General features: G+C 65.7%; 11 protein-coding genes. 5 read left to right on the top strand and 6 right to left on the bottom strand.

Annotation, left to right across the window (positions count from 1 at the left end; all coding sequences use genetic code 11):
* Positions 1-186 precede the first annotated feature (186 nt).
* On the top strand, positions 187-426 hold the full coding sequence (locus tag Y882_RS14715) for a glutaredoxin family protein (protein WP_046972701.1): 240 nt from the start codon (positions 187-189) through the stop codon (positions 424-426).
* 102 nt (positions 427-528) lie between these two features.
* Here Y882_RS14715 and Y882_RS14710 read toward each other — a convergent pair whose 3' ends face one another.
* From Y882_RS14710 to Y882_RS14700, 3 genes are read right to left on the bottom strand one after another with little or no spacing between them, the layout of a single operon-like run.
* Positions 529-1,089 (bottom strand): YceI family protein, encoded by a 561-nt coding sequence (locus Y882_RS14710; protein WP_046972700.1) that lies wholly within the window; start codon positions 1,087-1,089, stop codon positions 529-531.
* Positions 1,089-1,661 carry a cytochrome b gene (locus tag Y882_RS14705; protein WP_046972699.1) on the bottom strand — a complete coding sequence of 191 codons (573 nt, stop codon included), beginning with the start codon at positions 1,659-1,661 and terminating at the stop codon, positions 1,089-1,091. The genes Y882_RS14710 and Y882_RS14705 overlap by 1 nt, the downstream gene beginning before the upstream one ends.
* The gene (locus tag Y882_RS14700) at positions 1,658-2,278 is read right to left on the bottom strand and encodes a YceI family protein (RefSeq protein WP_046972698.1); all 621 of its coding nucleotides are present in this window, start codon (positions 2,276-2,278) and stop codon (positions 1,658-1,660) included. Before Y882_RS14700 ends, Y882_RS14705 begins: the two co-directional genes overlap by 4 nt.
* Positions 2,279-2,442: 164 nt before the next feature.
* Between Y882_RS14700 and Y882_RS14695 the strand changes: the two genes are divergently transcribed.
* The gene (locus Y882_RS14695) at positions 2,443-6,027 is read left to right on the top strand and encodes a hybrid sensor histidine kinase/response regulator (protein WP_046972697.1); all 3,585 of its coding nucleotides are present in this window, start codon (positions 2,443-2,445) and stop codon (positions 6,025-6,027) included.
* Positions 6,028-6,147: 120 nt separating this feature from the next.
* Here Y882_RS14695 and Y882_RS14690 read toward each other — a convergent pair whose 3' ends face one another.
* Together Y882_RS14690 and Y882_RS14685 are read right to left on the bottom strand one after the other, a co-directional pair.
* Positions 6,148-6,570 (bottom strand): DNA polymerase III subunit chi, encoded by a 423-nt coding sequence (locus tag Y882_RS14690; protein WP_046972696.1) that lies wholly within the window; start codon positions 6,568-6,570, stop codon positions 6,148-6,150.
* A 178-nt stretch (positions 6,571-6,748) separates the two neighbouring features.
* On the bottom strand, positions 6,749-8,239 hold the full coding sequence (locus tag Y882_RS14685; RefSeq protein WP_046972695.1) for a leucyl aminopeptidase: 1,491 nt from the start codon (positions 8,237-8,239) through the stop codon (positions 6,749-6,751).
* Positions 8,240-8,437: 198 nt separating this feature from the next.
* Between Y882_RS14685 and lptF the strand changes: the two genes are divergently transcribed.
* Both lptF and lptG read left to right on the top strand, forming a co-directional pair.
* Positions 8,438-9,535, top strand: a complete 1,098-nt coding sequence (gene lptF, locus Y882_RS14680) for an LPS export ABC transporter permease LptF (protein WP_082121134.1) — start codon at positions 8,438-8,440, stop codon at positions 9,533-9,535.
* Positions 9,535-10,635 (top strand): LPS export ABC transporter permease LptG, encoded by a 1,101-nt coding sequence (lptG, locus tag Y882_RS14675; protein ID WP_046972693.1) that lies wholly within the window; start codon positions 9,535-9,537, stop codon positions 10,633-10,635. The genes lptF and lptG overlap by 1 nt, the downstream gene beginning before the upstream one ends.
* A 48-nt stretch (positions 10,636-10,683) precedes the next feature.
* Here lptG and Y882_RS14670 read toward each other — a convergent pair whose 3' ends face one another.
* Entirely contained in the window at positions 10,684-12,447 is a 1,764-nt protein-coding gene (locus Y882_RS14670) for a glucan ABC transporter ATP-binding protein/ permease (protein ID WP_046972692.1), read from the bottom strand.
* A gap of 131 nt (positions 12,448-12,578) precedes the next feature.
* Between Y882_RS14670 and ltaE the strand changes: the two genes are divergently transcribed.
* The gene (gene ltaE, locus Y882_RS14665) at positions 12,579-13,592 is read left to right on the top strand and encodes a low-specificity L-threonine aldolase (RefSeq protein WP_082121133.1); all 1,014 of its coding nucleotides are present in this window, start codon (positions 12,579-12,581) and stop codon (positions 13,590-13,592) included.
* The last annotated feature ends 33 nt before the right edge of the window (positions 13,593-13,625 follow it).

Raw genomic sequence — 13,625 nt, 5'->3', positions numbered from 1 at the left:
TATCGGGAACCCGGGGCGGCGGCAACCCGGTGGGCTCGTGTGGCCCTTGGTGCAAATGATAGGCATTATCATTTGCGAATACCAGTCTCGACCTTGGTCGAGATGCCGCACGAACTGTCGCCAGGGCTGCCGGTCCGCCCGGAGGGCATCGCGAAAACGCGGGGCGCAAGCTATTGTCCCGCCCCTATGCCGACGCGATACGTGCTTTATCAGCGGGACTACTGCCACCTGTGCGACCAGGCGCTGGCCGTGATGGCCGAGGCGCATGCGCCTGACTTCGACAGCCTATGGGTGGACGACGACGAGGCGCTCGAGCAGCGTTACGGCACGCGCGTGCCGGTGTTGCGTGACAGCCACGATGGGCGGGAGTTGGACTGGCCGTTTGATGCGGAGGCCGTGCAGCGTTTCGTGGGTCTCCCCGTGTAGGAGCGCACCCTGTGCGCGACCGCGGCCTCCGGCGTTACCGCATCGTGCGAGGTGGCGGTCGCGCACAGGGTGCGCTCCCACAACGGAGCGAGCGCGTGTTGCTTACTTAGCGGTCAACACCAGGTGAGCGTTGATCTTCACGTCGTTCGCAATCACCGAGGTATCGGCGTAATCACCGGTGCCCACGCCGAAATCAAGGCGCTTCACCGTACCGGTGACATCCATGCTGGCGCCCGTGCCTGCGGGCTTGAACACCACCGTGAGGCTCACCGGCTTGGTCAGGCCGCGCAGCGTGAGGTTGCCGTCGGCAATCACCTGCGCGCCGTTCTGACGGAAGCCGGTGGTGACGAAATGCGCCTTGGGGAATTTGGCCACGTTGAAGAAATCCGAACCGGGCAGGGCGCCGTCGCGATCCTTGTCGCCGGTCTTCACACTGGCCAGGTCCACTTCCACATCGAACTTCGAAGCGGCCAGCTTGGCCGGGTCGTAGCTGATCGCGGCAGTCCACTGGCCAAAGTTGCCATCGAACGACTGCCCCTGGAAATTGCCACTGAAGCCGAGCTTGCTGCCGGCGGGCTGCACGGCGTAGTCGGCGGCGCTGGCCAGGCTGGGCAGAGCGAGGGCAAGCAGCAGCGGTGCGAGCTTGAGCGCGTAGCGGTTCATCAGCGTTCTCCTTGAGAGTTCCGGCGCACACGGGCAAAGGGGAGCATGCGCCGCAGGGTGTTGTCGCGATCGATCAGGTGATGCTTGAGCGCGCCGGCGATGTGCAGCACCAGCAGCACGACCAGAAACCAGAACAGGTATTCGTGCACGCCATGCCAGAAGCGTCGCGTGTCGGCATTGGCGTCGGTGAGCGCGGGCAGGTTGAACATCTTGAAATACTGCAGCGGCTTGCCGGCGATGGAATTGAACCACCAGCCACTCAGCGGCAGCAACGCCACCAGCGCGTAGAGCGTTGTGTGCACGCCGTGCGCCACATAGTGCTGCCAGCGCGAGGTGGGCTCATCCCGCGGCGGACGATTGGCCAGGCGCCACAGCACACGCAACAGGAACAGCGCCAGCACGGTCAGGCCGATCGACTTGTGCAGGGCGAGCCAGTTGATCTTCTGCATCGGGCCGTGGGCCAGGTCCATGCACAGGCCGAAGATGCCGTTGCCGAGGATCAGCAGCGCGATGGTCCAGTGAAAGAATCTGGCGACCGATCCCCATTGGTGGTCGGTGTTGCGAAAACTCATGGTGATTCCTTGCTGCTATTGGCGTGGTCTTCCTGGATGGCTTCCAGTTCCAGCCACACGCTCACGCCGTGGCCGATGGAATTGGGCGTCGCGGTGATGCCGTAATCGTCTCGATTGAGCATCGCCGTGCCAGAGAAGCCTGCGATGGTATGCATGCCGTAGATGGTGGTGCCGTGCCGGTTGAAGGTAAACGGGATATCCACGGTATGTGTCACGCCACGCAGCGTCAGGTTGCCATGCAGCACTCCGTGCGTGTCGTCCTTGCGCTCCACGGAGGTACTTGCGAAATGCGCGTAACGAGCCTTTTCCGCATCCAGATAGGCCGGCTTGAGCACCGCCGCATTCCATTCGGCATCGCCCATGTCCAGGCTGGCCAGGTCGATGTCCAGCTCGGTGGCCGACTGGCTCCAGTCGTCCGGATCAAAACGCAACCAGCCTTTCGCTATATGCAGCCGCCCGAACGGTCGCGAAAACCCGTTGTGGTCGATGCTGAAAAGGATCTGGCTGTGCGTGGTGTCGTAGTGGTACGTGGTTGGCGCAGCCTGCACGGAGGCAAGCGGAGCGCAGGCGCACAGAAGGGCGAGCAGAAGGCGGCTGGGGCGGCATGACCTTGGCATGCCGGGAAGTCTGGACGATCCGCCACGGCGGCGCCAGCCGTCGCCCTGGAACGGATTGTTTCCCCACCGGCTACGCCGTCGGGGCGGCAGGGCGCGTCGGCCAAAAGCCATGCTCGTTCCGCACCGGCAGGTCTGGCAAAATCGAAAGATTCCGGGGGAAGTGCATGCTGCCGTCCTTGCTGCTTCGCGTTGTCCTGATCATGGGCGCGTCCACGCTGGTGGCAGTGTGCGTGCCCGCGGCCGCGCAGACCGCGCCGACGCCGTCATCGCCCGAGCACGTCAATGCGGCGCTGGCGACGCCGCAGTTCCGTCGATTCGGCACGGCCGATGGCCTGCCCAGCAGCAGCGTCTATACCGTGGTGCAGTCGCCGGATGGTTCGATGTGGTTCGGCACCAAGAGCGGCATCGCGCGCTACGACGGCGTCAACTTCAAGGTGTTCCGCCATGTGGCGGGCGACAGCCAATCGTTGTTCAACAATGGCATCTCGGCGCTGATCTTCGATCGCGCGGGCGGCCTGTGGGCGGCGGGTCTGGAAGCAGGCCTCAACTGCTACGACGATCGCTCGGGCACCTTCCATCACTGGGGTCATGACGCCAACGATCCGGCGAGCCTGGGCAGCGACAAGGCCTGGTCGATCGCCCAGACCGGCGACGGCTCGATCTGGGTGGGTACCGCGCTGGGCCTGGACCGCATGCGCCGTGACGGACGCGGCTTTGACCACATGCAGGTGACGGGCAACGCACCGGAAGCCTTGGGCACGGTGGGCGCGCTCTACGTGGACGCACGCGGCCAACTGTGGGTGGGCAGCGACAACGGCGTGTTCCGTCGCGATGCCAACGGCGAGTTTCATCCCATCGCGATGGCCTCGCCGGAGAAGTCGCTGGACGCATGGCGCATCGAAGGCGATGGCGAAGAAATCCGCGTGGCCTCCTCGCATGGCCTGTTCATCATCGGCGCGGACGACGTGGCGCGGCAGGTCGGCAGCAGCGAGCTGCCCGATACCAACATCCTGAGCAGCGTGCGTGACCGCAGCGGACGTCTATGGGTGGGCACGCAGCACGGCCTGTTCCTCAAACAGGCGCATGACGCCAAGATCGAGGCGGTCACCAACCAGCCGGTGCTCTACGGCAATCTGCCGGGTACCTGGGTGTGGCAGATCCGTCCCGACAGCGAAGGCGGCCTGTGGATCGCCTTGTTCGATGGCGGCGTGGCCTATCTGGCACCTGGCTGGGACAGCGTCAGCCGCTTCACGCATATCCCCGATGACGACAACAGCCTGCGCGATTCGGTCGCCTACGCGGTGGCGCGTGGTCGCGATGGTGCGATCTGGGTCGGTGAGCGCGGTGGTCGCGTGGATCGCCTATGGCCGTCCACCGGCAAGGTCGAGCACGTGATTTCCGGCCTGCGCGGCGACGTGCTCGGCCTCACTGAAGATGCGCAGTCGCGTCTTTGGGTGACCGTGCAGGGCGCCTTGTTCCGCTATGCCAACGGCAAGCTCGATGCCGTCGATGGCGCTGCGCACGGACTCAAGCATCCGCTCGAAGTGGAAGTGGGACCCGACGGCAAGCTCTATGCGCGCAGCTTCGGCGAAGGGCTGTTCCGGGTCGACCAGGACACGCTGGCGGTGACTGCGGTATCCGTGCAGCCCGCGCAGGAAAAGGCCCGTTGGGGCAGCCAGCTCACGCTGAAGGATGGCACCTTCTGGTACGCCAGCGACGGCGGCATGCTGCGCCTGGATCGCAACCGCGATCACTTCGAGCCGGTGCCCGGCGTCGACAATCGCCAGGCGGTGGATGCGTTCGACTTCACCGACGACGGCCTGTGGATGGCCCGTCCCGACGGCCTGGAGCACTATCACTACGACCACGATGGCCTGGTGCTCGATCGCAAGATCGACGCCACGCGTGGATGGCCGTCGGTCAACGTGGTCGACGTGGCCGTCGACCAGCATCAGCGGGTGTGGGTGTTCGGCCGCGATGGCCTGTGGCGGTTCGATCCCGCCACCGCGCAGTTCCACGAACTGGGCCTGCAGGATGGTCTGAGCAACGGCGAATTTCTGCGCGGATTCAGCCGCATGACCGACGGCATGATCTACTCGCCCACCCTGGGCGGCGTGATCGGCTTCAATCCCAATCGTCCGTCGCGTAGCACCGAGCCGCCGCGTCTGGCGCTCACGCGCATCAGCGTGCGCCGCGAAGGCGCCGTGCGCGAGTTGCCGGTGCCGCCGTCCGGTCACCTTTCCATCGGCTGGCGCGATTCAGGCCTGATCGTGGATACGCGGGTGTTTTCCTATGTGGATCCCGCCGCGAACCGCTATCGGTTCCGCCTCGCCGGCCTCGACAACAGCTGGGTCGATACCGGCGGCCACGGCGAGCGCGATCTCACCGGCCTGCCGCGCGGCGACTACACGCTCGAAGTGATGGCCGCGGGTGCGGACGGCGTGTGGACGCAGCTGGCGCAACCGCTGCAGATCCACGTGCAGGCGCCGCCGTGGGCGCGCTGGTGGGCGTGGTGTGCGTATGTGTTGCTGGCGGCGCTGCTGGCATGGCTGGGCTTGCAGGCGTGGCGCCGTCGCCTGGCCGAGCGGCACCAGATGCAATTGGCGGAACAGCGCAGTCGCCTGGCCGAGCAGGCCAGCGCTGCCAAGACGCAATTCCTCGCCACGCTCAGCCACGAGATCCGCACGCCGATGACGGGCGTGATGGGCATGGCGGAGCTGTTGCTGACCACCACGCTCAGCCGCACGCAGCGCGACTACGCCGAAGCGATGCAGCGCTCGGGCAGCATGCTGCTCAAGCTGGTCAACGATGCACTCGACCTGGCGCGCATCGAAGCGGGCAAGCTCGAGCTGGACAACGCGCCGTTCGATCCGCGCACGCTGATTGAAGACGTGGCGAAACTGGAGCTGGGCCAGGCGCGCGCCAAGGGTTTGCGCTTCGAGCTGGACATGCCCACCGACCTGCCGCCGCGCATGATCGGCGATGCGCTCCGCATTAAGCAGGTGTTGCTCAATCTGGCCAATAACGCCTTGAAGTTCACCGAGCGCGGCGGCGTGACGCTGCGCGTGCGGCGCACCAACGACGGCATGCGCTTCAGCGTGATCGATACCGGCCCGGGCATACCCGAGGCCAGCCAGGCGCGCCTGTTCGAGCGCTTCGAGCAGGTCACCGGCCCGCAGCGCCGCGCCGGCAGCGGCCTGGGCCTGGCGATCTGCCGCGAGCTGGTGGCGATGATGGGCGGCAGCGTCGAGCTGGAATCGAAGGTCGCTTTTGGCAGCACCTTCCACGTGCGCCTGCCGCTGCCGGTGACGCAGGAGCCGCTGGCCGCCGCGACACAACGCGGCGATGGCGTCGAGGCCTCGCCGCTGCGCATCCTGCTGGTGGAAGACGACGTCATCGTGGCTGCGGTGATACGCGGTCTGCTCGAGCGAGCCGGGCATGAGGTGCGCTATGTCGGCAACGGTCTGGCGGCGCTGGCGGAACTGGCACAGGCGCCATGCGATGTGATCCTGCTGGACCTGGACCTGCCGGGCATCGATGGTTTCCAGATCGCCCGTCTGATCCGTCAACGCGAGCCATCGGAACAGCGCATCCCGATCGTGGCGATCACGGCGCGTTCGGGTGGCGATGAAGAAGCGCGGGCCCGCGAGGCAGGCATGGATGGTTTCCTGCGCAAGCCGCTGACCGGCGAGCAGCTGCAGGATGCGATCAACTTGCAGATGGTGGTGCAGGCGTCGGTGGACGACTGACGCAACGGATTCCCTGTGGGAGCGCACCCTGTGCGCGACGGCAGCTACATAGCGTTACCTCACCATGAGCGCCAGTCGCGCACAGGGTGCGCTCCCACAGGAGAGCGCCGTGGCTCGGCATCACATATCGTGCTTGCTCACCTCAAACTGCCGCCGCTTGTATTCGGTCCAGCGCGTACGCGAACCCTCGCGTTCGGCGGGATCGGCGGCCACCACTTCCAGCACGCGGTCGTAGCGGCCCGGCGCACACTCTTCGCGCAGATTGATCAGCATCGGACGGTCGGGCGTGTCGATGCCGGGCGGCACGATCAGCACGGCGGTGATGTGGTCGTCATCGTCACCGGCGATCTGGTGCGTGATGAAGCCGTCCGGATCGAACTCCCACATCAACTCGTCAATGGCCTCCGCTTGCGCAAAGTCGCGCGCCAGCACCAGGGTGGGCTGCTGCGCGGCGTGCGCCCGCTTAGCCAGCTCACACACCAGCAATAGCGGTTGCTCGCGGAAGCGCGGCTTGTCGATCAGATAGAAATCGGCGCGAGGCATAAGGGCAAGGAGTGAGTGGAGAGGAGTGAGTAGCGAGAGTGGCGGTATTGCCATCTCTCGCCAGAAGTTACTGCTTTCTGCTCTAACGAATCGGCGAGAAGCGCATACAGCCCATGAAATGAGAGAAGTCGACGTCGCCCTCTCTCACTCCTCACTTCTCACCTCTCACTGCTGGATCTTACTTACTCGCCTGATCCATCAGCCACTGCACCAGCAGCGACACCGGGCGGCCGGTGGCCAGACCCTTGCGGCCTTCGTCCCACGCGGTACCGGCGATGTCCAGGTGCGCCCAGCGCTGGCCTTCGGTAAAGCGCGCCAGGAAGCAGCCGGCGGTGATAGCGCCGGCGTTCTTGCCGCCGATGTTGGCGACGTCGGCAAAGCCCGATTCCAGCTGCACCTGGTAGTCGTCCCACAGCGGCAGGCGCCATGCGCGATCGAGCGTGGTTTCGCCGGCGGCGATCAGTTCGGCGGCCAGATCGTCATGCTTGCTCATCAAACCGCTGGCGTGCTTGCCCAGCGCGATGACGCAGGCGCCGGTCAGCGTGGCGGCATCGATCATCACCTTCGGCTGGAAGGTCTGCGCGGTATAGGTCAGCGCATCGCACAGGATCAGGCGGCCTTCGGCATCGGTATTGAGCACTTCGATGGTCAGTCCCGAGAGGCTGGTCAGCACGTCGCTGGGGCGGTAGCTGTCGCCATCGGGCATGTTTTCCACGGCCGGCACCACGCACACCAGGTTCACCGGCACGCCGAGCTTCACCGCGGCGACGAAGCTGCCGAGCACGCCGGCGGCGCCGCCCATGTCGAACTTCATTTCTTCCATGCCCGGGCCGGGCTTGAGGCTGATGCCGCCGGTGTCGAAGGTGATGCCCTTGCCGACGAAGGCGTACGGCTTGTCGCCTTCCACGCCGCCCTTGTATTCAAGGATCACGAGCTTGGGCTTGTTGGCCGAGCCGCGGCCCACGGCCAGCAGCGAGCCGAAGCGCAGTTCTTCCATCTTCTCGTGGTCGAGCACCGTGCAGCTCACCTTGTCGTGCTGCGCGGCGAACTGTTCGGCCTGCGCGGCGATATAGGCGGGGTTGCAGATATTGGGCGGCAGATTGGCCAGCTCACGGGCGAAGCGCACGCCTTCGGCGATGGCAGCGGCCTGGGCGAGGCCCGGCTTGGCATCGTCGGCGCCGGCAAAGGCGATCGCGGTCAGTTCCGGCTGCGCGGACTTTTCGCGCGGCTTGAAGGTGGCGGTATAGCGGTAGGCGGCGTAGTCGGCGGCCAGGGCGGCCACGCGCACGCGCCAGGAGGCATCGTGACCGGGCACGTCCACCTCGGTGAGGTAGGACACGGCGCTGTCCAGCGGCAGGCGGCCCAGGGCGCGCGCGGCTTCGATGTTTATCTTTTGGTAGCGTGCACCGTCGAAGGTCTTCTGCGTTCCCAGACCCACCACCAGCACACGCTTGGCTGCCACGCCCTCCGGCGCGAACAGCACGGCCGTGGTGCCGGCCTTGCCGTTGATGTCCCCGCTCTCCACCTGGCGCTTGATGGCGCCGTGCGCAGCGGTGTCCACGCGGGCGGCGGCACTGGTGAGCAGACCGTTCTCATAGACGCCGACCACCACGCAGGGGGTTTCGACGGATTCGGGAGCGGCGGAGCCAAGGCTGAACTGGAGAGTCATGGAGAAGTCCTACGGAAAGGTCCGGCAAGGCCCGGACAGGCTAGACTTGGGGATTGCCGCGCCCGGGGCGGGGCGGCGCCAAGCCCTTCATCTTATCGCATGTCGAGAAACTGTCCCTCCAACCCGTACACTTCGCAGTTGTTTCTTGTCCCGTGCGACGCGTGCGGGTTCGACCATGCCTGAGGACCGGTTCTGAGCATCCTCGATCGTTATTTCCTGCGTGAGCTGGCACAAACCGTGGCCGCTACCGCCATCGTGCTGCTGGCTGTCATGGCCGGCACCTCGTTTGCGCACGTCCTGCAGCAGGTGGCGAACGGCAGCTTTCCGGCCAGCGTGATGTTCCAGGTGCTGGGCCTGAACATGCTCGACGGCCTGTCGACCCTGCTGCCGCTGGCGGCCTTCCTGGGCATCCTCAACGGCCTGGGCCGCATGTATCGCGAGAGCGAGATGCACGTGCTGGCGTCCTCCGGCATGGGTCCGAACGGCTTGCTTCGTCCGGTGTCCATCCTGGCCGTGATCCTGGCCATCCTGGTCGGCATGGTGGCGTTATGGCTGGGCCCCTGGGCCGCGCGCACCTCCGACCAGCTGGTGGCCGCGGCCAATCGCTCGGTGATTGCCGCGGGCCTGGACGCCGGACGTTTCACCCCGCTGCCGGGCAAGGGCGGCATCATCTTCGTCGATGAGCTGAGCCGCGACGGCAGCACGCTGGGCAACACCTTCATCGCCACCGAGCGCATGGGCCACGACAACGTGCCGCACCTGAAGCTGGTCACCGGCAAGCACGGCCAGCTGTATCAGGAAACCGACGGCAGCGGGCGTTTCCTCGCGCTGTGGAACGGCTTCCAGTACGACATCCCGCTGGGCGCGGACAACTGGCGCAAGATGAAATACGAGCGCAACGACGCCTCGCTGGACAGCATCCAGTCCGATGAGGATGCCGAAGATCCCGCGCACTCGATGACCCTGGCGCAGCTGCTGCGCACCGACAATCCGGACACGCGCGCCGAGTTCGCCTGGCGCACAATCGCTCCGGCGATGACCCTGGTGCTGCTGGCGTTGGCCTTGCCGCTGTCGCGCCAGAGTCCGCGCGAGCCGCGCTTCGGGCGCATGTTCCTGGCCATCCTCACGTTCTATTTCTACTACCTGCTGCTGGCGATCTGCCGCGGCCAGATCATCAAGGGCCACTGGCACCACTCGTTCCCGATGTGGATGGTGACCTTGCTGGTGTTTGCCGTGGCGGCCCGCATGTTCCAGAACCAATACTCGCCGCGTAAACCGCGCAAGGCAGGTGCGTGATGGCTGCACTGCGCATCCGGCGCGTCGACTGGCTGGTCGGCACCACGGTCCTCGGCGCCATGCTCACCGTATGGCTGGTGATCACCGGTCTCGATGCGGTGTTCCAGTTCCTGCGCCAGCTCGGCAACGTGGGCAAGAACGGCTACACGGTGACCAACGCGGTGGTGTACGTGCTGGTCACCTTCCCGCGCCGACTGTACGAGATGTTTGGCAACGCGGCGCTGATCGGCGGCCTGCTCGGCCTGGGCGGCCTGGCGGCCACCAACGAGCTCACCGCGCTGCGCGCCTGCGGCCTGTCCAAGCTGCGCATCGCGGCGTCGGCGGTGGGCGTGGTGGCCATCCTCGTGGTCGGCGTGGTGATCCTGGGCGAAACGGCGGCGCCCTGGGGCGACCAGCAGGCGCAAGCGATGCAGTTGCGCCTGAAATCCAACAACGTGGGCCTGGGCGGCGAATCCGGCCTGTGGGCGCGCGATGGCGATCGCGTCATCAATGCCAAGGGATGGATGGCCAAACACACGGCGACGCACAGCACCGTGCAGTTGCATGACGTGCGCGTGTTCACGCTTACGCCGGACGGCCAGGTGAAGCGCTTCGACTGGGCACAGACAGCCGAACACGACGGTCACCAGTGGGTAATGAGCAAGGTGCGCAGCACCACGCTCGACGATGCCGGCACGCACTCCACCACGGCCGACAGCCAGACCTGGGATTCCAAGCTCAATCCGCAGGTGCTGGAGCAGTCGGTGATCCAGCCGCAATACCTGCCAATGCGCGACCTGCGCCGCAACATCACCTACCTCGAGCAGAACGGCCAGAATCCGGGCGTGTATGCCTCCGCGTTCTGGACGCGCGCGCTGTATCCGCTCAACGTGCTGGTGCTGGTCCTGCTGGCGATGCCGTTCTCGTTCGGCACCCTGCGTTCCGGCGGCCTGGGCAAGCGCATGTTCATCGGCATGCTGCTGGCCATCGGCTGGTACTTCCTGCAGAAGGCGATGGTGAACTTCGGCACCGTCTATGGCGTGCCGCCGCTGGTGGCCAATGTGTTGCCCGCCTTGATCCTGGCGGTGATCGCCTGGGTGTATTTCCGAAAACACGGCTGATGTGGCACCGCCCGGTATGGGCGGCGTGGCCATGGCCATCACGTACAGCTAAGCGTCAGTGGCTACCGGATCGTCCGGTGCATCCGGCGCGAACTGGCCTTCCTGCGCCAGGCGGGCGAACAGTCCACCCTGGGCGATCAGCTCGGCATAACGCCCCTGTTCCACCAATCGTCCCTGATCCAGTACCAGGATGAGGTCGGCGTTGCGCACGGTCGACAGGCGATGCGCGATCACGAACGTGGTGCGGCCGATGGTCAAGCGATCCAGCGCGCGCTGTATGCGTGCCTCGGTGGCGTTGTCGAGCGCGCTGGTCGCTTCGTCGAGTATCAGGATCGGCGCGTCCTTCAACATCGCACGTGCAATCGCCAGGCGCTGGCGCTCGCCGCCCGAGAGTGAGCGGCCGCGTTCGGCGACCAGCGTTTCCAGTCCCGCGGGCTTGCGTGCGATGAACGCGGCCGCTTCGGCGGCGGCCACGGCGGCATCGATCTGGCCGGGCTCGGCTTCCGGATTGCCCACGCGCAGATTGTCGAGGATCGAGCGATAGAACATGCCGGCATCCTGGAACACCACGCCGATGTTCTGTCGCAGCGATTCCAGCGTGACATCGCGGACATCGTGGCCATCGACGGTCACTCGACCCGCGCTGGGATCGTAAGCGCGATAGAGCAGGCTCAATGCCGTGCTCTTGCCTGCGCCGGTCGGGCCGACCAGGGCGATGGTGCTGCCGGGTGCCGCGCGGAAATTGAGCTCGTGCAGGGCCGGCTGCACCGGGTCGTAGCCAAAGCTCACCTGTTCGAACACCACCTCGCCACGCACGCGGGGCAGGGCGATGGCACCCGGGCGATCGGCAATCTCCGACTGGCGGTCGAGCACGGTGAAGAAATCGCGCAGCGATTGCGACTGGAAGAACAGATTCGAAAGGAAGGTGGCGAACTGCTCCAGCCGGCCGATCAGCAGCATGGAGAAACCCACGAAGCTGACGATGCCGCCCACGCTGATCTCGCCACGCGCATGCAGCGCCGCGCCCACCGCAAAAATCGCCACAATGGTGAGCGTGCTCGCCGCGCGATTGAGCACTGAGAGGATCGCCCAGCCGCGCAGCACCGGATATTGCGCATTGAGCGTGCGCGTCATCAGCTCGTGCAGCGCACGCGATTCGGCCGCAAGGCGCGTGAAACTCTGCACCACCGTGACGTTACCGAACACGTCGCCGGCACGCGTGGCGATCTCGTGGTGCAGCTCCTCCACTTCGCCCTGCGCCTTGTGCGTGCGCTGCACGGCGATGGCGTTGAAGATGGAAAAGCACAACAGCAGCGCAATCATCAGCAGCGCCAGCTTCCAGTTGATCCACAGCGCCACGGGCACCATCACGAAGATCGACAGCAAGGTGGCCAGGTGTTCACGGAAGAAACTCAGCCAGAGATTGAACAGGTTGCTGACGCCCACGTTCATGATGCGCGACAGCCGGCCCGTGTGATATTCACCGTGGAACGACATCGGCATGGCCGCGGCATGTTCGAAGAACAAGGCGATCGCGGCGAGGCGCCGGCGATGCGCGAGCCGGTCCGCATGCAGCGACACCCACACATTGGCCAGCACGCCGGCAAAGCCAACACCGGCCCATAGTGCGATCAGACGGGGCGCATCCCCGGCATGCGTGCTGCCCAGTGCATCCACCACACGGCCAAACAGCACCGGCTCAAGGAAGAACACCCCGGCCAGCGCCAGGTTGGCCAGCGCCAGGGTGATCGCCAGCTTCTTTTCCGGTGCCAGCAACGCGATGACACGGACATACAGATGCAGGAACGACATGCCCTCGCCTCATGCGGAGACCCGATCACAAGGCTAGCCCAAGCCGCTGCTGCCCGTCAGGCCCGTGGCCTTTGATTCTGCCAAAGCGAGCGTTCAAACTCGGGGTCTGATCCAGCTACCGGAAGTCCATCGTGGAACTCATCGACCTGCGCAGCGATACCGTCACCCGTCCCACCCCGGCCATGCGTGCGGCCATGCTGGAAGCCGCCGTGGGCGACGATGTCTATGGCGAAGATCCCACGGTGAACGCGCTGCAGCAGCGGCTGGCCGCCGATCTCGGTTTCGAGGCGGCGGTGTTCGTACCCACCGGCACGCAATCGAACCTCATCGCGCTGATGTCGCATTGCGAGCGCGGCGATGAATACCTGGTGGGCGCCGATGCGCATACCTACAAATTCGAAGGCGGCGGTGCCGCCGTACTCGGCTCGATCCAGCCGCAACCGATCCCGCACGACGTGGATGGCAGCCTGCCGCTGGACAAGCTCGCCGCCGCAATCAAGCCGGTCGATCCGCATTTCGCGCGCACGCGCCTGCTGGCGCTGGAAAATACCTGGCACGGGCGCGCCCTGTCGCTGGATTACCTGAAGGCCGCGCGTGATTTTGCGCGCGAACGCGGCCTGGGTTTTCATCTGGATGGCGCGCGTCTGTTCAACGCCGCCGTGGCGAGCGGCGTGCCGGCCCGCGAGATTGCCGGCCTGTTCGACAGCGTGTCGGTCTGCCTGTCCAAGGGCCTGGGTGCGCCGGTGGGCTCGGTGCTGGTCGGCTCCGCGGCGTTGATCGACAAGGCGCGGCGATGGAAGAAGGTGACCGGTGGCGGCTGGCGCCAGGCGGGCATGCTTGCCGCCGCTGCGCAGTACGCGCTGGATCACCATGTGGAGCGGTTGGCGGATGATCACGCTCGCGCGGCCATGTTGGCGACGGGGTTGGGTGAGCTTCCCGGCGTGAAGTTGCTTGGGCAGCACACCAATATGGTGTTCATCGATGTGCCCGCCGATCGCCTGCGCGAATTGGACGTCCATTTGCGGCAGGCGGGTATCCGCATCAGCATCGGGTATCTGCCAACGTTGCGCTTGGTGACGCATCTGGATGTTGATGATGAGGGTGTGGTGCGGACGGTGGCGGCGTTTCGGCAGTTTTTTGGGTGATGCCGAGGTGGTGTTCTCCCTCTCCCCTCCGGG

It is taken from the genome of Dyella japonica DSM 16301, assembly GCF_001010355.1.
Lineage (GTDB): Bacteria > Pseudomonadota > Gammaproteobacteria > Xanthomonadales > Rhodanobacteraceae > Dyella > Dyella japonica.
This window is presented reverse-complemented; position numbering and strand designations above follow the sequence as displayed.